The sequence below is a fragment of the Crateriforma spongiae genome (assembly GCF_012290005.1).
Classification (GTDB): domain Bacteria; phylum Planctomycetota; class Planctomycetia; order Pirellulales; family Pirellulaceae; genus Crateriforma; species Crateriforma spongiae.
This window is the reverse complement of record NZ_JAAXMS010000002.1, coordinates 180,849-202,673: the sequence shown is the minus strand read 5'-3', so window position 1 is coordinate 202,673 and position 21,825 is coordinate 180,849. Positions and strand designations below refer to the sequence as shown.

The 21,825-nt window shown below is 58.9% G+C and carries 19 protein-coding genes and 1 riboswitch; of the genes, 9 read left to right on the top strand and 10 right to left on the bottom strand.

Translation table 11 applies throughout. From position 1 onward, the window contains the following. Positions 1-142 precede the first annotated feature (142 nt). The gene (locus HFP54_RS04980; RefSeq protein ID WP_146410835.1) at positions 143-694 is read left to right on the top strand and encodes a hypothetical protein; all 552 of its coding nucleotides are present in this window, start codon (positions 143-145) and stop codon (positions 692-694) included. A gap of 73 nt (positions 695-767) precedes the next feature. Beyond that, positions 768-1,682 carry an NAD-dependent epimerase/dehydratase family protein gene (locus tag HFP54_RS04975; protein ID WP_168564300.1) on the top strand — a complete coding sequence of 305 codons (915 nt, stop codon included), beginning with the start codon at positions 768-770 and terminating at the stop codon, positions 1,680-1,682. On the opposite strand, the gene HFP54_RS04970 is transcribed toward HFP54_RS04975, so the two are convergent. From HFP54_RS04970 to HFP54_RS04955, 4 genes are all read right to left on the bottom strand, one after another. Beyond that, positions 1,648-2,214: a DUF6580 family putative transport protein gene (locus HFP54_RS04970; RefSeq protein WP_206036009.1), complete on the bottom strand. Its 567-nt coding sequence runs from the start codon at positions 2,212-2,214 to the stop codon at positions 1,648-1,650. The two genes, HFP54_RS04975 and HFP54_RS04970, sit on opposite strands and share 35 nt — an antisense overlap. 73 nt (positions 2,215-2,287) lie before the next feature. Beyond that, positions 2,288-2,461, bottom strand: a complete 174-nt coding sequence (locus tag HFP54_RS26330) for a DUF1289 domain-containing protein (RefSeq protein ID WP_390656861.1) — start codon at positions 2,459-2,461, stop codon at positions 2,288-2,290. Positions 2,462-2,558: 97 nt separating this feature from the next. Further along, positions 2,559-3,335, bottom strand: a complete 777-nt coding sequence (locus tag HFP54_RS04960; RefSeq protein ID WP_168564299.1) for a DUF4465 domain-containing protein — start codon at positions 3,333-3,335, stop codon at positions 2,559-2,561. A gap of 247 nt (positions 3,336-3,582) precedes the next feature. After that, entirely contained in the window at positions 3,583-4,389 is an 807-nt protein-coding gene (locus HFP54_RS04955) for a DUF1559 family PulG-like putative transporter (RefSeq protein WP_315853849.1), read from the bottom strand. A 228-nt stretch (positions 4,390-4,617) separates the two neighbouring features. Continuing rightward, positions 4,618-4,899: riboswitch (cobalamin riboswitch) on the bottom strand. Between the two features lie 240 nt (positions 4,900-5,139). On the opposite strand from HFP54_RS04955, the gene kdsB reads away from it, so the two are divergent. The 3 genes from kdsB to HFP54_RS04940 all read left to right on the top strand — a co-directional run bounded on the left by kdsB (position 5,140) and on the right by HFP54_RS04940 (position 8,217). Then, positions 5,140-5,922, top strand: a complete 783-nt coding sequence (gene kdsB / locus HFP54_RS04950; RefSeq protein WP_168564297.1) for a 3-deoxy-manno-octulosonate cytidylyltransferase — start codon at positions 5,140-5,142, stop codon at positions 5,920-5,922. 155 nt (positions 5,923-6,077) lie between these two features. Continuing rightward, positions 6,078-7,724: a CTP synthase gene (pyrG, locus tag HFP54_RS04945; RefSeq protein ID WP_146410845.1), complete on the top strand. Its 1,647-nt coding sequence runs from the start codon at positions 6,078-6,080 to the stop codon at positions 7,722-7,724. Between the two features lie 88 nt (positions 7,725-7,812). Continuing rightward, positions 7,813-8,217: a DUF1844 domain-containing protein gene (locus tag HFP54_RS04940; RefSeq protein ID WP_146410847.1), complete on the top strand. Its 405-nt coding sequence runs from the start codon at positions 7,813-7,815 to the stop codon at positions 8,215-8,217. Positions 8,218-8,311: 94 nt separating this feature from the next. Here HFP54_RS04940 and hisB read toward each other — a convergent pair whose 3' ends face one another. From hisB to hisD, 3 genes are all read right to left on the bottom strand, one after another. Continuing rightward, entirely contained in the window at positions 8,312-8,899 is a 588-nt protein-coding gene (gene hisB / locus HFP54_RS04935) for an imidazoleglycerol-phosphate dehydratase HisB (protein WP_146410849.1), read from the bottom strand. 137 nt (positions 8,900-9,036) lie between these two features. After that, positions 9,037-10,104, bottom strand: a complete 1,068-nt coding sequence (gene hisC, locus HFP54_RS04930) for a histidinol-phosphate transaminase (RefSeq protein ID WP_206036065.1) — start codon at positions 10,102-10,104, stop codon at positions 9,037-9,039. A 63-nt stretch (positions 10,105-10,167) separates the two neighbouring features. Continuing rightward, complete coding sequence (hisD, locus tag HFP54_RS04925) at positions 10,168-11,529, bottom strand: histidinol dehydrogenase (protein WP_146410851.1); 1,362 nt, start codon at positions 11,527-11,529, stop codon at positions 10,168-10,170. A gap of 190 nt (positions 11,530-11,719) precedes the next feature. On the opposite strand from hisD, the gene HFP54_RS04920 reads away from it, so the two are divergent. Next, positions 11,720-12,784 (top strand): threonine aldolase family protein, encoded by a 1,065-nt coding sequence (locus tag HFP54_RS04920; protein WP_146410854.1) that lies wholly within the window; start codon positions 11,720-11,722, stop codon positions 12,782-12,784. A 49-nt stretch (positions 12,785-12,833) separates the two neighbouring features. Further along, on the top strand, positions 12,834-14,540 hold the full coding sequence (locus tag HFP54_RS04915; protein WP_168564296.1) for a glycosyltransferase family protein: 1,707 nt from the start codon (positions 12,834-12,836) through the stop codon (positions 14,538-14,540). A gap of 31 nt (positions 14,541-14,571) precedes the next feature. On the opposite strand, the gene queC is transcribed toward HFP54_RS04915, so the two are convergent. Next, positions 14,572-15,276, bottom strand: coding sequence for a 7-cyano-7-deazaguanine synthase QueC (gene queC, locus HFP54_RS04910; RefSeq protein ID WP_390656859.1), 705 nt, complete (start codon positions 15,274-15,276; stop codon positions 14,572-14,574). Then, positions 15,261-16,229 carry a 3'-5' exoribonuclease YhaM family protein gene (locus HFP54_RS04905; protein ID WP_146410860.1) on the bottom strand — a complete coding sequence of 323 codons (969 nt, stop codon included), beginning with the start codon at positions 16,227-16,229 and terminating at the stop codon, positions 15,261-15,263. The genes queC and HFP54_RS04905 overlap by 16 nt, the downstream gene beginning before the upstream one ends. Before the next feature lie 387 nt (positions 16,230-16,616). Between HFP54_RS04905 and HFP54_RS04900 the strand changes: the two genes are divergently transcribed. Together HFP54_RS04900 and ppk1 are read left to right on the top strand one after the other, a co-directional pair. Next, entirely contained in the window at positions 16,617-17,690 is a 1,074-nt protein-coding gene (locus tag HFP54_RS04900; RefSeq protein WP_168564294.1) for a c-type cytochrome domain-containing protein, read from the top strand. 243 nt (positions 17,691-17,933) lie between these two features. Continuing rightward, positions 17,934-20,144 carry a polyphosphate kinase 1 gene (gene ppk1 / locus HFP54_RS04895; protein ID WP_146410864.1) on the top strand — a complete coding sequence of 737 codons (2,211 nt, stop codon included), beginning with the start codon at positions 17,934-17,936 and terminating at the stop codon, positions 20,142-20,144. 124 nt (positions 20,145-20,268) lie between these two features. On the opposite strand, the gene purB is transcribed toward ppk1, so the two are convergent. After that, positions 20,269-21,723 (bottom strand): adenylosuccinate lyase, encoded by a 1,455-nt coding sequence (purB, locus tag HFP54_RS04890; protein WP_315853848.1) that lies wholly within the window; start codon positions 21,721-21,723, stop codon positions 20,269-20,271. Positions 21,724-21,825: the final 102 nt, after the last annotated feature.

The window sequence follows — 21,825 nt, the reverse complement described above, 5'->3', positions numbered from 1 at the left end:
CCTCCCGACAGGCACGTTGGTGCGATTCTCACCCGATCGCCGCGCCCACAACGTTCGTGCGAAAAGAAAAAACAAGCAGGGCATCTGCCCCGATGCTCCCCACATGCCCCACTGCCACCATACACCTTAGGTGTAGAAACCCATGTTCAATAAGAGCGACCAACGTTCCGCGCCTCGCGAACAACTGCTAATTGAGAAAGACGTTCAATCGGCGCTGCTGCTTCGAGCCGCCCTTCACGGCGGTGCTTTGGCGACGTACTTCACCGTCATTCAATTTTTTGCCCAGTCGATGATCAATCCTGAAGTGGGTTGGTTCGACACGGCACTGCGATTCTTTGACGAAGCGATCTATTGGGTTCCGGCCTTGATTCTATTGGCACCATTGTTTGCCTATGACCTGCTGAAGCTCAGCAATCGATTCGCCGGCCCCGTGTTTCGCCTGCGTCGTGAAATGATCCGTCTGTGTGCGGGGCAAAGTGAAGAGCCGATCTTTTTTCGCGGGTCCGATTTCTGGAGCGATCTGCAAGATCCCTTCAACGAACTGCGCGAAGAACTGTTGGATCTGCGACGCGAAAATGAGCGTCTGAAAACAGAACTCGGCGGTACGGCGGCATCGGCACCGCCGCCGCAATCGGATGCGGCGGACAAGGGCACCAAGGTCGACGCGCCACATACGGTTTTGCAGGAAGTGTGATCCCAATACGGCACGCCGGTGCAAGGTTCATCGCCACTGCGGCGGTGGGTTGATCCTATCACGCAGCGTGCCCATGCTGGTTCGCATGAAGATTGCATTGACCGGCGGCAGCGGATTCTTAGGACGGTACGTCATCGATCACCTCGTCGATGATTTGGGGCATCAAGTCGTTGCCCTGACGCGGCGTGATGATCCAGGACCCGATCGCCAAGGCTTGCACTGGATGCATGGCGACTTAGCAGACCCGGCGTCCCTGGATCGATTGACCGACGGGGCCGACGCGGTCGTGCATGCCGGTCTGATGCGTGGCGGCGATTCCTTCATGGATCATCCGGATGACCCGGTCGCCTACTTTGACACCAATGTGTTGGGCACACTTCGTTTGTTGCAGAGTGCAACGGACCGCGGGATCAACCGCTTGGTGTTCGTGTCCTCCGGTGCGGTTCACCAACATGTGGTCCAAGGACTTTCGTTGGATGAAGAACACCCGCATCGACCGGGCAGCCTGTATGGGGCCGCCAAAGCGTCGGCCGAAGATTTGGTGCACGCGTATGGTCTGTCCGGCCGATTGACGGCTGCCACCGTGCGTCCGCCGACCATCTATGGCGTGGATGATCCGATCAGCGACAGCCGCTGGTATGCTTTGGTCAAAGACTTGATCGACGGCAAAGAAGCTGCCGCGACCGGCGGTGGAAAGTGCGTGCACGCCGCCGACGTGGCCAAAGCGATCGGGCTGGTCTTAACCGCACCGCAGTCAAAAGTCGCCGGCCAGACATTCAACTGTTGTGACCGATTCTTCAGCGAATACGAAGTGGCTCAGTGCGTCCAGTCACTAGGGCACACCGCGGCCCGCTTTACCGGTCCAGCCAAATCGCCCGGTTGCCCGATGGCGACGGAAAAGATTCGGTCGCTGGGGATGGAATTTGGCGGTACCGATTTGCTGCGTCAGACGATCAAACAGCTTGTGCAAGCGGCCGAAGTTGCGTGACCGGACGGCTGGCCAGGGCAGCCGAACCGAACATCGCAACCGTGAAGATCGCGTCGCTGGCCAAAGTGTTTTGGAAGAACGGGATGGCGGCGGTAAAGCAGGTCACCAAGCCGGCCAACGACGGGTCGTACCACTTCATCCAGACCGCCAGATTGGTCATCACAAAAAACAGGGTCGAACTGGCCAGGCCGGCGGTGGTGATTCGCATCACGCCCGGTTGCCGGCGGATCCATCGTCCCAGCATCACGCTGGCAGCGAAGCACCCATAGGTGGCCCACATCGCCACGTGAAAGCCCAGGAACATGTCGCTGATCAGCATTGCGGCCAGCGGAACCAAGACGGCCATCCGCCGCGATGCGAACATCGCGCCGCCGAACAACGCCAACGATCCGATGGGCGAAAAGTTGGGCGGGTGAGGCAGGAAACGGCTGACCAAGCCGATCGCCACCATGGCTGCTGCAACGGCCACGGCCGATCGTGCGGAAGACAATTCGGGCAGCCACTGGGAATCACGCGGAGTCGACGATTTCATGACAAGTGTCCTGATGAAAAACGGATAAAGTGGGTTCAAAGCGTGGCGGATCGGCGTGGACCGTCCGCCAAGTTTAACGGTCGATAAGGGTTTCGGCACGGCGTCGCATTGCCGCTGCCACAATCTGTTGTTTCTGTTGGTTGCTTGCCGCCGACCACAGGCCGATTTCTTGGCTGTGCCGAAAACACCCCGTGCAAATCCCTTGGCCGTTAAGCAGGCATTGGCGAACGCAAGGCGACGCAACCACGCCGGTGGGGATAGGCGGCTGAGAAGCCGGGGATCCGGCCCTGCCGGATGCCGGGACTGGCGAATGCGGCAGGCTGCTTTCGATTTCGGGGGAAGTCTCAGGCACGCACCTTCTCCGATTCTTGGTTATCGGTCGAGACTGATTGGCCGGCCAGTGCGTTTCGTCGCCGACGCAGGCGTGCCGCCGCCAGTGTCGACCCGCCTAGCAAGACCGCCAGCATCGACGGCTCGGGAACGGCCGATACCGTGACATTGTCCATGGCCACATAGGCGGGCAGATTGACGCCAAAGCTTCCCGAATTGCTTCCGACGAAATCCAGTCCAATCGCGGTCGCTTCGCCCAAGGCACTCAGATCCACGGTGGTCCATTCATCTAGCAGGACGGGGCCTGCATCGCCGACGGTAAAGGTGGCCAAATCGACTTCGACGAACGAGCCGGCGGTTCCGTCGGAGATGTCATAGAAGCGGACGCTCAGAAATTCGTTTCCGCCCGAACTTCCCATTGGGTCCGTGAATCCGCTGCCATTTTGGACCACATGTGCCGTCGTTTGCGTGATCTGTACATCCAGAGATTGAAAAAATGAGCCGTTGCTAGCTTCCAACGAAGAGTTGAACAGACCAGCGGCCACAGTCGAATCGGGACCATCCCCCGAGGCGACGATCCAGGTCGACGAGCCGCCGGCACCGTCACCCGTCGTGGTCACCGTGTCGTTGTCATTTTGATATTCCAATGGAATAAAGCCGCCCATCGGATCGTTGCCCGATGTCCATGAAGGTAAGCCGCGTTGCGAAACCGCGACTCCCCGCCAGCTGTCAAAATCTTGGTTGTAGTAGTTCTTCAAGGTGACCCCGTCGATCGTGAATTCGGAAATCACCTCGGTGCCTCCAAACGCACCGGGTTGAGTTCCCGTTTCCGTCGGAAAGGGACCTGAGTTCGCGGAGGTTGACTGAATCGGAACCGGGACTGATTCGAAATCGATGACGGTGGATGCGTGGCTATCCGAAACCAAAAACGCAAGGCCGGCGACAATCCATCCGCGACGGAAAATGTGATGAAAAACGGTCATGGTGTAGAAATCTAGATGTGTGGTTTGTAAAAGAAATGATTGGGCGTATTTGCTGTTAAAGCCGATCGGTCACCACGTCACTCTTGGATCGTGTGATGAGTTTTCCGAGCGTCTGTTTGTCGATCGATTCGGATTCAAATTCCACGTGACCGTCGGCGTACAAGACCATCGCGCCGCCGCTGTGTTGGCTGCGGATTTCGTTGTCGCCGATCCAGGCGGTCGAATCATTGATGCCGTGGGCTTGAACAAACACGTTCAGCCCGTTGATCCATTCCGAATGGGGGCCACCGACGTCTTCGCCGATGATCAACGTTTGGCTCAGGCCGTCACGGATGTCGCGGAAGCGGATGCGTCGGTCGTACAAGAACACGCCGTCTTCCGGTTCGCGGTCGACCAGCCGTTCGCCGAACAGACCGCCGTAATCGCTGGGGCCTCGCTGGGCATCGCGGGGCAGGGCGGATGGGCACACATAGGTCGGCACCACTTCGGCCGCGGCCGCCGCGTTATCGGGGTGATCAAACGCGATGTTGAAATCGATTCGGTCGTGTAGGTTTTGTTGCTCGATGAACGGCAACAGCATCGCCGACCATGCGTATTGGCGGTTGGTCGCCGGTGCACCATACGACCGCCATTCGAAACAGCCCACCGGCAAGCAACCGTGAGTGTTGTGATAGGCGTGAAGCCCCAAACCGATCTGCTTCAAATGGTTTTGGCACTTGGTTTTCCGGGCCGCTTCACGAGCCGCCTGGACCGCCGGCATCAATAGCGAGACCAAGATGCCGATGATGGCAATCACCACCAGCAATTCGACCAAGGTGAACCCGGTCAAGGGTCGTCGCTGTCGTTGGACGGTTTGGATCACGGCACTCGTTCCGACCTGACGGACCGATCCCACCGATGGCATCGCGTACCGATCGCACTGCTGCGACGGATGAACGAGCCGCGTGAAGAATCAACCGTTGGAAGACGATGAATCAAAGAGAAGATCGCGAAGTCATGCCGTTACCGGCACACCCGTGGACTTCTCACAACGCCGACCTCGCCCAAGAAGGTCCCGCCCTGGTTCTGACAAAGAGCCAAGGCATGCGTCCAATTCGCGGTAGGTCTTCTGACTCTCGATGGATGTCCGCCCGGTCGCCTTCTCGTTTCGCTCAACGGGTTGCGGGGCGGACATTTCGTCACGTGTCCCGCAGGTGCGTCGATGGAAACAATGGCAGAAAGAAAGACCGGTCGGCTGATGTGCGTCACCAAAGTGGATGCCACCCAGGTTTGTCATCGCCATCGATCACAGCGGCCGGGCCGTCTCGGAATTTCACCGAAGTTCCCTGTTCACGCGGCGTGCCAAAATGGACCACCGCGTCACCGTGAATCGTTGCTCGGACTATCCACCCCGTCATACCGACTGTCAAGTCGAAAGCCATGACGATCATGCGAAATTCAACGACCGCGACGACTTGTCCACTCACGTGTCGGGATGTCCACTGTCGGGCCTGCCGCCGTGTCCCCGGGCATCCGCCGAACCTTGCTTTGGGTGTTCTTGGAATCACTTCGACTGCGATCCTTGATCCGGATGATCGCCTCGTCACGAAGACCTGTTCACGAAAACTTGACCATGAAGATTCAAATCGTCATTCCCGCTCGGCTGGCATCGTCGCGGTTGCCGGAAAAGCTTTTGCTGCGTGCCGGCGGTAAATCGGTTCTGCAGCACACCTATGACGCGGCGATGCGGTCGCAAACGGCGATCCACAGCGATTCATCGTCACCGGTGATCGTGGCGGTCGATGACGATCGGCTGTACGACGAAGTCCTGTCGTTTGGCGGTCACGCCGTCCGAACCAGCGTCGATTGTGCCAGCGGGACCGACCGCGTGGCGGAAGTCGCCACGCAACAGCCGCAAACCGACATCTTTGTCAACGTCCAAGGGGATGAACCTGAAATCGATCCAGACGCCATCGATCGGGTGGCGACGGCGCTTTGCGATGACGCCAATGCCGAAATGGCGACCGTGGTCACGCCCATCCGCGACCATCAGCGGATGCAGGACCCCGCTTGTGTCAAAGCCGTCTTTGACGACGCCATGCGGGCGATCTATTTCAGTCGGGCTCCGATCCCGTTTGACCGTGACGGCAAATTCGGGACCGGTCACGGTGACGGGCCGGATTCGCCAGTGCTTGGATACCAGCATTTGGGGCTCTACGCGTACCGCCGCGAATTTCTGGCATGGTTCGCGGGTCAGGCTTGCGGCGTGTTGGAATCAATCGAGCGTTTGGAGCAATTGCGGGCCATCCAGGCCGGTCGGCGGATCGCCATCGGTCTGGTCGATGCGGCGACACCCGGGATCGATACCGAAGAAGATTTTCGCCAGTTTGCCGACCGCGTCGAAACGGCAAAATAGACTGCGCTTCGATCGTTTCGGACCAGGCCGCTGGCGGGAACCGGGGGGCGAATCACAACGTTAGGCCCGCCGCTGGCGACCCGCCGACGCCACAGCGTCGATGACGCCCCGAAAGGGCCTAGGACGCCCGCCGACAACCGTTACATTGAGCGTCCATGACAAAGCACATCTTCGTAACCGGCGGCGTGGTCAGCTCGCTCGGCAAAGGCCTGACAAGCGCGTCCATGGGAATGCTGCTGGAGCAGCGGGGCCTGCGGGTCCGAATGCAGAAACTGGATCCGTACATCAACGTCGATCCGGGAACCATGTCGCCCTATCAACACGGCGAAGTCTACGTGTTGGACGACGGCAGTGAGACCGACTTGGACTTGGGCCACTATGAACGGTTCACGTCCAGCCCACTGACCCGCGACTGCAATTACACGACCGGTCAGATCTACCTGTCGGTCATTGAAAAAGAACGTCGGGGCCAGTTTCTGGGCAAGACGGTTCAGGTCATCCCGCACATCACCAACGAGATCAAATCGGTCATCAAACGCATGGGCGGTGATGACGTGGACGTGGTGATCACCGAGATCGGTGGAACGGTCGGCGACATCGAAAGTCTGCCGTTCTTGGAAGCCATTCGACAGTTTTCGCTGGATGTCGGTCGCGAAAACTGTTTGTACATGCACCTGACCTTGGTGCCGTACCTGAAGGCCGCCGACGAGCTGAAAACCAAACCCACCCAGCACAGCGTCGGCCAGTTGCGTGAAATCGGGATCCAGCCCGATATCTTGGTTTGTCGCTGCGAGCATTCGATCAGCCGCGAAGAACGCGAAAAGATCGCGCTGTTTTGTAACGTGCACAGCGATTCGGTGATCGAAGAAAAAGACAAAGACTTTTCAATCTATGAGGTGCCCATCTCCTTGGTCGAAAACAAGCTGGACGAATTGGTCGTCAACAAGCTGGGCCTGACGTCCGCCAAGTCACTGGACATCACCCCGTGGACGGATTTGCTGCATCGATTGCGTAACCCGCGGCATGAATTGTCGATCGCCGTCGTCGGCAAGTACGCCGAGCACAAAGATGCGTACAAGTCGATCTATGAAGCGATCGATCATGCCGGCATCGCGGCGGACGCCCAAATCCGCGTCGGCCGAATTCAAAGTGCCGATATCGAACGAGAGGGAGCCGAGCGTTTGTTGTCTGGGTTTCATGGAATCCTGGTTCCCGGTGGATTTGGCGAACGTGGCATCGAAGGCAAAGTCGAAGCAATCAAGTTCGCACGGCAACGGGGCGTACCGTTTCTGGGGATCTGTCTGGGCATGCAGTGCGCCGTCATCGAATACGGTCGCAACGTCGTCGGATTGGATGGTGCCCACAGCACCGAATTTGACAAAGACAGTCCGCACCCGGTCATCTGTTTGCTGGATGAACAACGCAATGTCACCGATATGGGCGGCACCATGCGTCTGGGATCGCATCCGACGACGCTGGATCGTCACAGTGCATCCGCGAAAGCCTATGGTTGCGAAGACATCCACGAACGTCATCGACACCGGTACGAATTCAACAACCAATACCGGCAACAGTATGAAGCCAACGGGATGCGATTTGCCGGAACCAGCCCCGACGGTGCACTGGTGGAAATCGTCGAAGTCCCCGAGCATCCTTGGTTTGTTGCCGCACAATTTCACCCGGAATTCAAAAGCAAGCCGTTGCAGGCCCATCCGTTGTTCAAGGGCTTTGTCGATGCCGCCATCGTGCGACGAAAGCAGCGGGTGGAATCCAGTGAAAAGGCGGATCCCGCGAAAACTTGATCTTGTCAGCCGAGCCGGTGCATCGCGGTGATTCCGGTCGGTCGGAACTTGAATCCCTGATCCATACTCTTTCTCTTAAGCAAAGATCATGAGCGAAGAAGAAAAAGAACCCAAACTGGTGATCGACAGCGACTGGAAAGAACAGGTCCAAAAAGAAAAAGAGCAAGAGGCGTCCAAGTCAGATGAGCAGCAACCCGCGGCTGCCTCCGATGCACCGACGGACGCATCCGCAGGACCTGCCGGCGGTGGGCCGCCCGAAGCATCCTTCACCGTGCTGGTTTCGATGCTGTTCACCCAGGCGATGACTCTGTTGGGACAAATGCCGGGCCCTGACGGCAAGATGGAAACGAACAAGCCGTTGGCCAAGCACACAATCGATACCCTGGAAATGCTGCAAAGCAAAACCGAAGGCAATCTGGAGGACGACGAAAAGCAAGTGTTGTCCGAGGCGTTGCACGCTTTGCGGATGACCTTCGTCGGGGTGAAGTCATAGCGTCTCGCATGCGGGGTTCGTCTGCTGCGAACGCGTGCAACGCCGCTGATGCAACGGACGCGAACGTCTCATGTCGCTGCACCCCAAGCGGACGTTACAGCACGCCCTTGGTGCTGGGGATGGCGTCGCTGCGAGGATCACTTTCGGCCGCCATCCGAATCGCCCGCGCGGTCGTCTTGAAGACACACTCGGAAATGTGGTGGGCATTGCGGCCGTGATGCAGTACCACGTGTAGATTGCATCGAGCATTGGCGGCAAACGATTGCCAAAAATGCTCGACCAATTCGCTGTCGAAGGTTCCGATCTTCGCCGCCGCAATCGGCGCGTGGTATTCAAACGCGTAACGCCCGCCCAGGTCCACCGCCGCGGTGACCAAACACTCGTCCATGGGCAGGGTGAAGTGTCCGTAGCGGCGGATTCCCGCCCGGTCGGCCAACGCTTGGTCGACCGCTTGGCCCAGTGCGATTCCGATGTCTTCGCTGGTGTGGTGATCGTCGACATGCAGGTCCCCTTTGGCACGGACCGTTAGGTCGATCAACGAATGCTTGGCCAACAAGTCCAGCATGTGGTCCAAAAAACCGATTCCGGATTCACGTGTACCGGCACCGCTGCCGTCCAAATCGATCGACAAATCGATGTCGGTTTCACCGGTCGTGCGGCGGATCGTTGCGGTGCGTGCCATGGCGTTATCAACAGTGAAGGGCAGGGGACTTGGGAATGGATCCGTGCCAGGACTAAGGTTTGAATCGTGCATCCCAGCGGGTTCGTGCTGGGGGCGATTCGCCCCGATCCAATCGATGGATCGACTGATCAGGTCTACTAGATTGATCGTCGGATCAGCGCCAAACAAGCGTCGATCTGCTCGTCGGTGCCGACGGAAATTCGCAGGCCGTCGCCCCAATCGGGAAAATCCATGTAACGGATCAACACTTGCGCCTTCTTCAGGGTTTCATAGATCCCTTGGTGACCACCGCTGGGGTGTCGGCACCAGACGAAATTCGCGTGCGATGGGGTCACCTCGAAGCCCATTTCGGCCAGTTCCCGGTGCATCCGGCCTCGGGTCTGGTTCATTTTGGTCACCACATCACGCAGCCAATCTTGGGACGACATCGCCGCGGTGGCTGCGGCGATCGCCAAAGCGTCGCAGTTGTAGCTGTCTTTGATCTTGGTCAGTTCAGCCACCACGCTGGGCTGGGCGATCAGAAAGCCGAAGCGAATGCCGGCCAGGCCATAAGACTTGCTTAGCGTCCGCGTGATCATCACGTTTTCATGTTTCTGCACCAGTTCGATACAGCCTTTGCCGAACTGTTTCGGATCATCGCTGGCAAAGTCCACATACGCTTCGTCGATGATCAGCGGGCATGACAACCCTTGTGCGATCGATTCCAAGTCATCCTTGTCGACCAGCGTCCCGCTAGGGCTGTTCGGATTGGGAATCAGCACCAACCGCAGGTCATCATCAGCCTGGCCAAATGCCGCGGGCAACTGCCAGTCATCGACGAACGAGGTTTGTTGCCAAGTCGCGCCTTGGATATCGGCCAGGGTGCGATACAGGATATAGCTGGGGTAGGGCAGACGCAGTTTCTGTCCCTCCCCGACAAACCCCCGCACCAGCATGGTCAAGATTTCATCGCTGCCGTTTCCGGCCAGGACCCATTCCGGTCCTGGCAAGCCCAATGCGTCCGCGGCGGCACGCCGGAACGCCGTCGCCATCGGATCGGGATAGCGATTCAGTGGACCGGTGGCGGCTTTTTGAATCGCTTCGATCACCGCGGGGGGCGGTGGGTAGGGGTTTTCGTTCGTATTCAGCTTGATGTATTTCCCCGGCGGCGGTTGTTCGCCGGGCACATACGGCAGCATTCGGGAAAGGGCAGGGCGGTAGGGCAGCATGTTCAACGGGATCGAAGGATGGGTGCGTTGTTGGACGTCGACATCAGGCAGGCAATGCATTCACGACGTGCGAATGCTGACGCTGCGTGCATGACCGGTCAGCCCTTCCTTTTCCGCCAGCCGAACAACATCGGGTGCAATGTTTTGTAACGCAGTTTCGTCGAACTCGGTCAGGCTGCCGCTGCGAAGAAAACTGTTGCTGCACAGGCCGGCCGCCCAAGTGCAGGTTCCCCCGGTCGGCAGCACGTGAGACGGGCCCGCCGCGTAATCGCCCAACGCGACCGGTGTGTGGTGCCCCAGAAAAGCCGCACCGCTGTTGCGGATTTTGGCAATTTGAGATCGGGGATCAGCGGTTTCGATGTGCAGGTGTTCGGGGGCAAACCGGTCGGTCATTTCACAGGCTTGATCGGCGTCCCGAACCAAAATGATGGCACCAAACTGGTTCAACGAATCGATGGTCAGATCACTGCGGTCCAGAACCCCCAGTTGCGATTGAAGCTCGGTTTCCACGCGGTCCGGCAACGATTCGTCCCACGTGATCAATAACGCGCTGCCGGGGCTGTGTTCGGCTTGCGCGATCAAGTCGGCAGCCACATAGTCGGGGCGTGCGGTTTCATCGGCGATCACGATGACTTCGCTGGGACCGGCAAACGAATCGATGTCGACGGTTCCGTAGACATGCTTCTTTGCCAGGGCCACGAACAGGTTCCCCGGGCCCACGATTTTGTCGACCGCATCGATGGACTGGCAACCGTATGCCAGTGCCGCGACCGCTTGTGCACCGCCGACGCGATAGACCTCGGTGACGCCCAGTTCATGACAGGTCGCCAACATGTCCGTGTTGTAGGCGCCGAAGGGGGTCGGTGGCGCGACGACGGCGATTTCTTTGACACCAGCGACTTGCGCGGGCACGACGGTCATCAGCACCGTCGACGGATAGGCGGCGGCGCCGCCGGGAACGCAAACCCCGACGCGGCGCAGGGGCAGATAACGCTGGGTCAACGTCACGCCGGGCCTAGGAGTGATCGTGACATCGCGATGCAAAATCGCTTGTTGAAACTCAGCAACGTTGTCGCGGATACGTCGGACGGATTCGATCAGTGCGGGATCGGCGTTCTGGTGAGCCTGTTTCAAATCGGCATCGGGGACGCGGACGGTGTCGGCGGTCAGTTCGGCGGCATCCAGTGCTTGGGTGTATCGCAGCAATGCATCGATGCCCTGACTTTGAACATCGGCGCAAATGGTTTGAACCACTTCCACCGGTGTCAAAGGCCGCCCAAAAACTTTTTCGGTCAGTGCTTTTCCGCGGGGGCTGACGACGTCGCCTTGGGGGCTCAAGCGGTCGCGCAGTTCATCCAAAAAGGGTGGTGATTCACGACGGGCATCGACGCGTTTCAGGGAAAGAGCGGGGCTTGGAGTCATTGGAACGACGGGATTCGGGTGCAGGTCAAAACGGGACGTTGGTTCAGGTAACGAATTCGCCGGGCATGAATCTGAGGGGGCGACGAACGGCTTGGTCGACTCGACCCGCCATCCTAGCAATCGCAACGGACTGTTACGATGCACCCAAGAGGCGGCTGGTTTCTACGTCAAACTATCTTTCGGACGCTCCATGATCGACCTGCGAAGTGACACGCTGACCAAACCCACCGCCGCGATGCGGCAAGCCATGGCGACCGCGGAAGTCGGTGACGCCGTGATCGATACCGATCCGACCGTTGAACATCTGGAAAGGTTCACAGCCGAACTGTTGGGAAAAGAGGACGCCGTCTTTATGCCCAGCGGATCGATGTCCAACCAAATCGGGATCCGAATCCACTGTGAACGTGGTACCGAGTTTCTTTGCGAAACGGAGGCCCACATCTATCAGTACGAACAAGGGGCGTTTGCCCAGTTGTCTGGACTCGTCGCGCATCCGATTGCGGGTGAAAACGGGGTGCTGCGGGTGGCCGACGTTCAGGATCAGATTCGTCCGGAAACCGACTATATGGTTCGGACGGCATTGTTGTGTTTGGAAAATACGCACAACCGATGGGGCGGCCGGGTCTTGCCGCACGACGAAACGATCGCCCTGTGCGACTGGGCGGCGGAGAACGGACTGCGGCGGCATTTGGACGGCGCCAGGCTGTGGAACGCTTCGGTCGCCAAAGGGATTTCGCTTGGCGATTTGGCCGCACCGTTTGACACTGTAAGCGTTTGTTACAGCAAGGGACTGGGCGCCCCGGTGGGGTCGGCGTTGGTGGGGCCGAAAGACTTGATGGATCAAGCCCGACGGGCCCGAAAGTTGTTCGGCGGTGCGATGCGTCAGGTCGGTATCGTCGCGGCGGGGGCCTTGTACGCGCTACAGCACCATCGCGACCGCTTGATCAACGATCACGAAGCGGCACGCAAGTTGGCCGTGGCCGCGTGTCGTTCACCCATGATCCGTGCCCGCGGCGACCGAGTGGAAACCAACTTGGTCGTTTTGGATGTACACCCGGATTGGGGAACAGCCCAGCAGTTTTGTGAAAAACTGGAGCAAGCCGGAATCCGCGCTTTCACGTTCGGTAAACAGGCGATCCGACTGGTCACCCATCTTGATGTTTCGCCTGAACAGATCGATCGAGCTTGCAAGATCTTGGTGGAAGTTGCCGATGATCCGGTCGCCGATACAGCGGATGCGTCCCAAGACGGCTAACCTGTGCGATCATTTCGGCACGGCAAATCCGGACGGCTAATCTGCTTTGATGCTTCAGTTGGAACACCAGTGGTCACCGCGACGGACGACGATGATTGGGTTCGTGGTCGCGTCGGGCGTTGCGATTGTGGCATGCCTTTTGAGGCTTTCGTCGTGCTACGAGAGCTTTTGGGTCGATGAACTTCACACCGCTTGGGCCATCGATGGTGATTGGCATCAGGTCCGCGGTCGTGCGGCGCTCGGAAATCAAATGCCCGTTTACTTTTGGGGGCTTTGGATCTGGAAGAACCTGTTCGGTGACAGCGAAATCGCGTTGCGATTGACCAGCGTTCTGTCGGTTGCCGCCGCCGCGGGCGCGATGACGTTCAGCGTCGCCCGGCACTGCCGCAGTCTGGTCGCCGGAGTGGCGTCGGGAATGGTGCTGGCGGTCGAAGCGAACGCAACTTTCTTTGCCACGGAATTGCGTCCCTATGCGGTCGTGTTGTTGGCGTCGGTGTTCGCCATCGACGGTTGGTTCACGCTCATCCGGCCGGATACGGCGGCGGGGCTCGATGCCACGTCTGGAACCGATGCGACATCGATCGGCATCCGGCGGGGCAGGGCGGCTTGGCAATTGACCATCGCCATGGTGCTGGTCGTGTTGTGCCAGCCCGCCAACTTTGCCGCGGTCGCTTGGTTGCCATTGACGGCATGGGCGTTTGGTCGTCTAGGAACCAACCACGAGCCCTGGTTGCGTGTATCGCTGAATGATGGATTGCGATGGACGCTGTTGGTCGCCGCCTTGCTGGCTGCCTGGCAATGGACACTGTTGAATTCTTGGGCACACCGTGACCACTGGGCGACGTTTGCCACGGCGCGATCTTGGAACCAGTGGTGGCACATCTGGCCGTGGGCGGGGCTGTTGATCGTTCCATTGACCGTTTCGGCGGTTCTCGGTGGAATTCGAACAACGTTGTGGCGGTGTGGGTTTGGGATCGCCTTGATTGCGATGGCGGCAACGACAACGTACTGGCTGGCATCATGGGCCGGCTGGGTTCCGCTTTGGCATCGTCGCTATTTCATCGTCGTCCTGCCGATGTTGGCAACCGTGCCGGGGTGCTGTGTGGCATCAGTTCATCACGGTGGATGGGCGTCGGCATGGCGGCGACTGTCGATGCCCGCGTTTCGCTTTGCGATGTCATTGGTTGTGGCGTTGGCCAGTTTGGGATGGATGATGTGGCAGCAGCGGACACCGTCGGGCATCGCTCGTTTGCCGCGTCCTTTGGTGGCACGTGGGGAAGACTGGCGTGGGGCGATCGGCTGGCTGGACGAACAGATGAGTCCGGGGGACACGTTGTATGTGGATGCGGGGCTGATCGAATACGACGCGTATTTGCAGCGAGGGTTATCCGAAGGCAGGACCGCGTCCGTGCCAGGGGATTCCGGTCCGATCGCCTATTTGACGTTGCCGGTTCACGGTCCGTATCGGGTGAATGTCGGCGACGGCGAAGCGATTGAAGTGCGTCCCATTGATCGCGATTTGCTGTTCCCATTGGAACAACTGGGGGCACCGATGAATTCCCGTGATCGTGTGTGGATTCTGTCCCGTCGAAACAAGTCCGCGATGAAAGCCACGTTGCGTCAATCGATCCGTCGTAGCGGGCCGTTCGATTACCGTGGCGTCCGCGTTGCGGGATTCGGCAACGTTTCGGTCGCCGAAATTCCTTGGTTGAATCGGCCGCCTGGACGGGGCTGGCTGCTGCCCTGGTCGCGATAGGTGGCGATGTACTGGCGGCTAGGCCGCGGGGCTAGGCCTGCGGTGCCGGGTCGGGCATGCCATTGGCTTCGAACCCTTTTTGCCGTAACAGGCACGCATCGCAGTGTCCGCAGGCGACGCCCCCGTCGCTTGGGTCGTAACACGAAAGTGTTTGTCCGTAGTCGACCCCCAGTTCCAAACCGCGTCGGATGATCTCGGCTTTGGACAACTTGATCAGTGGTGCGTGGATTCGAATCGGCCCGCCGTCTTGGACACCGATCTTGGTCGCCAAGTTGGCCGTCTGTTCAAACGACGCGATGAACTCTGGGCGACAATCCGGATAGCCGCTGTAGTCCAGGGCGTTGACGCCGATAAAGATATCGCGTGCTTGGATCGTTTCGGCCATCGCAAGGGCCAAGGACAAAAACACCGTGTTGCGTGCCGGGACGTAGGTCACCGGGATCCCTTCACCGATGCCGTGCACCGAAGCGCTCTTGGGGACATCGATCGATGGGTCCGTCAACGCCGATCCGCCGAACGTGGCCAGGTCGATGTCGACGATTCGATGCGATGCAACGCCGAACTGTTCGGCGACCGCGCGTGCCCGATCCAGTTCGTATTGATGGCGTTGTCCATAGCGAAAGCTGATTCCGTGAACCGCGAATCCTTCGGCGGATGCGATCGCCAGACAGGTCGTGCTGTCCAGGCCACCGGATAGCAAAACAACGGCCTTCCGTTTGGTCACTTCTTCCACAATTTTCGTCCGATCGACGGGTTGTAATTGGTCCAGCGTGGGTCGGCCGAAACGTCTTGTTCGATCACGCTGGCAAAGCTGCTGATCTTGGCGTCCAGGTTGTCAATGTGATGCAACGCTACCGCTTCCATCGTCGACGGCAAGCGTGGGCTGCCGTATTCGAATTCGCCGTGATGGCTGACGATCAGGTGTTCCAATTGATATCGCAAGTCCACCGGGAACGGTGTCTCCGGTGTATCGATTTGTTGAATTTTGTCGCCCAGCATTTGGATCCCGATCACGATGTGGCCGACCATTTGGCCACGATCGGTGTATGACAACTCGCCGTCGCTGGACAATTCGTGCATCTTTCCCAAGTCGTGCAGGAAAGCACCCATCAACAACAGGTCGCGATCGATTGATTCGTATCGATTGCCAACGAAGTCGGCCAGTTCCATCAGGTCGACCGTGTGACGCAGCAACCCGCCGGGGAACGCGTGATGGTGTACGACCGCCGCAGCGGCGGATGCCAATTGGTTCATCAGATCACCGTCGTTCAGATAGCACTGGGCCAATCGTGACAGTTGAGGGTCTTCGATCGAACCCAACTGTTCGGTCAGCCTAGCCATCAAACGCTGGGACTGCTCGGCGTCGAATTGCTCGAAATCTGCCGGGTCGACCTCCGACGGATCCATGCGTTCCAACCGTGTGACGATGACTTGCAGCGCACCGTTGTGGACTTGAGTTCGTCCTTCGGTGTGGATGTAGTCGGCCCGGTCGAACGAATCAGCCACTCTCTCGTCGACGTTCCACATCATGCCCACGATCTTGCCCGTTCGATCGGCCAGACGCAGGAACAGATACTTGCCGCCCTGGCGGTTGACTCGGATTTGCTTGTCGGCGACACGAAATGCCTGGGCCACCGTCTGGCCGTCGGCCAATTGATTGATCGCGATGCGGGGGGCGGTCGATGTCACGTTAAGGCGATTCCATTGTCGAAGGGGGCATGACGCGCACCGAAGATCCGGTTGGACTGCGGACGTTCGGTCGCAATGGCAATCTGACACACCCGGGCATGATGGTCCAGGGTTTGAAAGCCGATGCCGGATGATCCTTCAGCCTTGGTGTCTGTCCATTGCATACGCAACTGGCGTGTCGACAACGCGGGGGAAAGGTCAGCAATCAGGCGGGGGAACGATCAGCATCCCGCCAACCGCCGCGGTCTAGCCACGCCGTCGGCGCGGGATGACAATGGACTCCCCTCCGCCGTTCGATCTCGCACGCCGGCCGAAACCGACGCCATCGAACGCCACCACACTTTCCCGCCTTCCCCACCCGAAAGATTCGCACAAGGACCCTGGTCGATGATGGTTCCACAAATCTTACGATTCACAATCGCATTCGTCATGGTCCTGGGGGTCGCGGGGACCGCTGCGGCACAGGACGAACGCATGCCACGCGATGACGACGGGCGTTTGGTGGATTTTCAGCGTGACATTCTGCCGATCCTGCGTGACCGATGTTTGGAGTGTCACAATGCGGAGGAGGCCAAGAACGATTTTCGCGTCGATGACGCGGAGGAGTTCATGTATTACGTCGAGCCGGAGGACGCGGAATCCAGCAGCGTGTTTGCTGATTACATGGCCACCGATGATCCCGACATGTTGATGCCGCCGCGTTCCCAAGGCGGCCCCTTAAGTTCGGCCGAACTGACGTTGATGGCGACGTGGATCAACGAGGGGGCTCATTGGCCCGAGGGCGTGGTCGTCCGTGCGGTCGACGACGACACGCCGATTGAGCAAGCAATTGAACAGGCCGCCGATGTGGCGTTGCCCGTTGCTTCGCGTGTCTGGTCGTTCCAGGGGTTTTTCCACCCCGCGACCGTGCACTTTCCCATCGCGTTGTTGCTGGTCGGTGCGTTGTTTGTCGTGCTGGGGTGGCGTTGGCCGACGATCGGTACTCAGGTTCCCGCGGCGTGCCTAATTTTGGGCGCGTTGACCGCGGTGGCGGCCACGGCCATGGGCTGGTCGTTCGCGACGGAGAAAGGATATGCCGGTTGGACACGAGTGGATTTTGACAGCGAAGTCTTCTGGCATCGCTGGGGCGGTGTGATCGTCACCGTGTTCGCTTGCGTTTCGGCGTTCATCGCCATCGTCGCTTTGCGATCGGACAAGCCGCACTTGAACAAGGTTTGGAAAGGCGGGCTTTTGATTGTCGCCATGATGGTCGGAATGGTCGGTCACCAAGGTGGCGAATTGACGTACGGAAAAGATTTTTATCCCAAAGCGTTTCGTATTCTATTGGGGACTTCCGAGGTGGACGAAACGGCTTCCGGTGCCGAGGAAACCGAGGGCGAATCGGATTCGGAGGATTCACCGGTCGCCGCGACCGCGCGACGCCCATCCTCGACCGGGGGCGACGGTTTGCTGCCTCGTTAGGCCTTGGCCGAAAATGGTCGCCCGCTTTGGGTGGGCTGAGTGCGAATGTCACCAAAGGGGAATCGCGAACATCGTGCGATCCCGACGTCCGATCGGCGGTAAGCCCGATTGATTTTGTATTCGCCTGGGTGACGATAAGACGGCGGCGCCGGGATCGCGATCCACGGCCATTCCGGTCGTGGTGACGTTTGCAAACCCGGTGATCCCCGTTTTCCCGCGTTTTTTACCCAGCGAGTTCATCCTTTGAGTGCTTCGACCCCACGGACGTCCAAGACGTCGAAAGCCACGAAAAAGTCGACCAAGTCCGAGTCGAAATTGCCGGTCGATCGATTCGTCAATCGCGAACTTGGATGGCTGGAATTCAACGCCAGGGTCTTGGACCAGGCGACCGATCCCGATGTGCCCCTGCTGGAACGGGCAAAGTTTTTGGCCATCACCGGATCCAATCTGGACGAATTTGTGATGGTCCGTGTCGGCGGGCTGAAATTGCAGTACGAACGCAATTCCCTGTCGCGCGATCCCGCCGGTATGACGGTCAGCGAGCAACTGCAAGCGGTGCTGACCCGTTGTCACCTGCTGGTCGGACGCCAGGGGGCTCATTTTCGCGAACAGTTGGAACCGGAACTTGTCGAAAACGGGATCCATCGTGTCGACCTGTCGAATTGTTCCGAAAGCACGCGTCAAGACGCACACCGAACGTTCGTTGCGGATGTCTTGCCGGTCTTGACGCCACACGCGGTTTTTCATGACCGACCGTTCCCGATGCTGCAAGGATTGTCGATGCATCTTTGCGTCCGGCTGGACGGACAGGACCCGGGGCTGGGCAAGCCGGTGGTGGGACCCGACGGCGAAACCCCGTTGTGGCATTTCGCGATCATCCCACTGGGACGCGCTTTGCCGCGAATCATTCAATTGCCCTCGGATGACGGTTATGCGTACGTGTTGCTGGAAGACTTGGTGGCTCACTTCGCCGCAGAGTTTTTTCAGGGCCGTCGCGTTCTGGAAGCCACGCCGTTCCGAATCACGCGCAACGCCGATATCGAACTGCGTGAAGACGGCGCCGGTGACTTGCTTGAGGGCATGGAAGAAGTCCTGGAAGGCCGACGGCAAAGCGACGTTGTGCGGTTGGAATTGGCCGCGACGGCCGGCGATGAAATGACCGCCTTTCTGACCGAAACGATGGGCGTCCAGCAGCGGGACACGTTTCGTATCGATGGTCCGTTGGACCTGACGTATTTGTTCGGCCTAAGCGGCATCAAAGGGTTCGGCAAACTGAAGGACGTTCCTTGGCCGCCCCAGGGGACGCCCGGGATCGATCCCGCAAATTCGATGTTCGCAACGATGGGCGAAGGTGATTGGTTGCTGGTCCATCCGTACGAGCGATTCGATCCGGTGGTGCGTCTGTTGGAGGAAGCGGCTGGAGACCCCGACGTTCTGGCGATCAAGCAAATTTTGTATCGCACCAGTAAGAACAGTCCCATCGTCGCCGCGCTGATGAAGGCCGCTCAAAACGGTAAATACGTCTCGGCGATCGTCGAATTGAAAGCTCGGTTCGATGAAGCACGTAACATCGAATGGGCCCGTGAAATGGAACAGGCCGGGGTGCAGGTGATCTACGGCATTCGCGGTTTGAAAACTCATGCCAAGGTCTGTGTGGTCGTCCGCCGCGAACCGGAAGGCATTCGGCGCTACATCCATTTCGGTACCGGGAATTACAACGAGGCCACCGCGAAACTTTACAGCGATGTTTCGCTGCTGACGTGTGACGAAGTCTTGGGTGACGACGCGACCGCGTTTTTCAATGCCGTCACAGGAGCCAGCCAGCCCCAGCCGTTCGAATTGTTGGCCGCCGCGCCGCTGACGTTGCGACAGAAAGTGATCACGCTGATCGATGCGGAAACACGCCGTGCGGTGCAGGGCGATCAAGCGGAAATCATCGTGAAGCTGAACGCGTTGGTCGACACCGAAGTGATCGATGCGCTTTATCGAGCCAACCGAGCCGGTGTGAAAGTCCTGTTGAACATTCGCGGCGTGTGCTGTCTGAAGCCCGGCATCGCAGGGCTAAGCGAAAATATACGTGTCGTTTCAGTCGTGGATCGCTACTTGGAACATGCCCGAATCTTGTACTTTCGGCACGGCGGCGACGGCCAGTTGTTTATCAGCAGCGCCGATTGGATGCCGCGAAACTTGGATCGGCGCGTGGAATTGTTGGTCCCCGTTCTGGATCCGGCATGTCGTGAGAAGCTGTTTGACACGCTGCAAACTTATTTCCAAGACGACACCAACGCCTGGGTGATGCAGCCCAACGGGCAATACATTCGCACGGTGCCCGAAGATCCAGATTCTGCCTTCCGGTCTCAACAGCGTTTGTACGAGGACGCCGTTGCTCGCATGAAAGCGTCGACAGATCTGTCACGCGGCCAATTCGATACCCAGGTTCCACGGAAAGACTAAACGCTGCTTGGCCGGACGGTGCCGACACCGGGCATCACGGAACGAACATGATGCTTGGTGTGCTTTGCCGTCGGCACGGCGTCGATGTCTAAACAGCGTCGATCATTGTTCCCAGCTTCGACGCTTAAACGTGAACGTCGACGCTAAGGTCGGATTCGCTTTGGTAACGCTGGCGGATCGGACCGACGACGTCACCAAGGAATTCGTCGACTTGCTGCGGAGCCCGCCCGACAAAAGCCGACGGGTCGGTGGCAGCATCGACATCGATCCCCGAAAACGCGGTGTCTTGTTTCAGGCGGTCCAACAGATCATTGTCGGCGCCTTCGTTCTTCACTCGCTGGGCGGCCGCCTGGCTGTGGACCCGAATCTGTTCATGCAGCTCTTGCCGGTCGCCGCCGGCCGACACCGCTTGCATCAAGATGTTCTCGGTCGCCATGAAGGGCAGTTCGGCGGCCAAATTGCGGGCGATCGTTGCCGGATAAACCACCATGCCGTCGGCGACGTTTTGCATCAGCACCAACGCCGCATCGATGGCCAGAAAAGCTTGCGGGATGACCAAGCGTCGATTGGCACTGTCGTCCAAGGTGCGTTCCATCCACTGCGTCGCCGCCGTCATCGCAGGGCTGCTTTGCAGGCTGATCACAAACCGTGACAAAGCGCAGATCCGTTCGCTTCGCATCGGGTTGCGTTTGTAGGCCATGGCGCTGCTGCCGATTTGGTGCTTTTCAAACGGCTCTTCCACTTCCTTACGACCGGCCAACAGTCGCAGGTCCGTTGCGATCTTGTGAAGGCTTTGGCCGATACCCGAAAGGGCGTCCAAAATCTGGCTGTCGACCTTGCGGGGATAGGTTTGACCGGTGACGGCGTAAATCTTTTCGAAACCCAATTTTTCGGAGACCCGCTTTTCCAATTGCCGGACTTTGTCGGCGTCGCCACTGAACAGTTCTAGAAAGCTGGCTTGGGTGCCGGTGGTGCCTTTGGTGCTGCGGCACGCCAGTTGGTCCAAGCGATGTTCGACTTCGACCAAGTCCAGCACCAAGTCGTACATCCACAGCGTGCATCGCTTTCCGACTGTCGTCGGCTGTGCCGGCTGAAAGTGGGTGAACGCCAGGCAGGGCAGGGCACGGTGCTGTTGGGCGAATTCAGCCATCCGCAGAATCGTCGCGGCCAAGCGGCGGGCCACCAACCGCAATGCCTGACGAATCAACACCAAGTCCGCGTTATCGGTGATGAAGCAACTGGTCGCGCCCAAGTGGATGATCCCCCGGGCGTCGGGGCATTGGTCGCCATAGGCGTGGACGTGCGCCATCACGTCATGTCGCAGTTTTTTTTCGTAGTCTTTGGCGACGTCCAGGTTCAAATCGTCTTGGAACTGTTTCAGCTGGCGAATCTGATCATCGGTGATCGCGATGCCCAGTTCCTGTTCCGCCTCCGCCAAAGCGACCCACAACGACCGCCAAGTCGCAAAACGGCGGGTATTTCCCCAGTGCGTCGCCATCTCGGGCGACGCGTAACGCTGGATCAGGGGGTTCTGGTAGGTATCCAAGGACGTACCGTCGTCTGGGGGGGTGTTAGGCACGAAAGGTCTGTCTCAAACGGCGTATCGAATCAAAAACGAGTTCGATAACATACTGCTTGGCGGTGGGGCCGCAATCGAACGCGGATCCCGACAAGCGAGGGG

What these genes read in the sequence shown, in the direction of transcription:
- HFP54_RS04980 (WP_146410835.1), top strand. Translation starts at nt 143, where the DNA reads ATGTTCAATAAGAGCGACCAACGTTCCGCGCCTCGCGAACAACTGCTA.
- HFP54_RS04975 (WP_168564300.1), top strand. Translation starts at nt 768, where the DNA reads ATGCTGGTTCGCATGAAGATTGCATTGACCGGCGGCAGCGGATTCTTA.
- HFP54_RS04970 (WP_206036009.1), bottom strand. Translation starts at nt 2,214, where the DNA reads ATGAAATCGTCGACTCCGCGTGATTCCCAGTGGCTGCCCGAATTGTCT.
- kdsB (WP_168564297.1), top strand. Translation starts at nt 5,140, where the DNA reads ATGAAGATTCAAATCGTCATTCCCGCTCGGCTGGCATCGTCGCGGTTG.
- pyrG (WP_146410845.1), top strand. Translation starts at nt 6,078, where the DNA reads ATGACAAAGCACATCTTCGTAACCGGCGGCGTGGTCAGCTCGCTCGGC.
- HFP54_RS04940 (WP_146410847.1), top strand. Translation starts at nt 7,813, where the DNA reads ATGAGCGAAGAAGAAAAAGAACCCAAACTGGTGATCGACAGCGACTGG.
- hisB (WP_146410849.1), bottom strand. Translation starts at nt 8,899, where the DNA reads ATGGCACGCACCGCAACGATCCGCCGCACGACCGGTGAAACCGACATC.
- hisD (WP_146410851.1), bottom strand. Translation starts at nt 11,529, where the DNA reads ATGACTCCAAGCCCCGCTCTTTCCCTGAAACGCGTCGATGCCCGTCGT.
- HFP54_RS04920 (WP_146410854.1), top strand. Translation starts at nt 11,720, where the DNA reads ATGATCGACCTGCGAAGTGACACGCTGACCAAACCCACCGCCGCGATG.
- HFP54_RS04915 (WP_168564296.1), top strand. Translation starts at nt 12,834, where the DNA reads ATGCTTCAGTTGGAACACCAGTGGTCACCGCGACGGACGACGATGATT.
- HFP54_RS04900 (WP_168564294.1), top strand. Translation starts at nt 16,617, where the DNA reads ATGATGGTTCCACAAATCTTACGATTCACAATCGCATTCGTCATGGTC.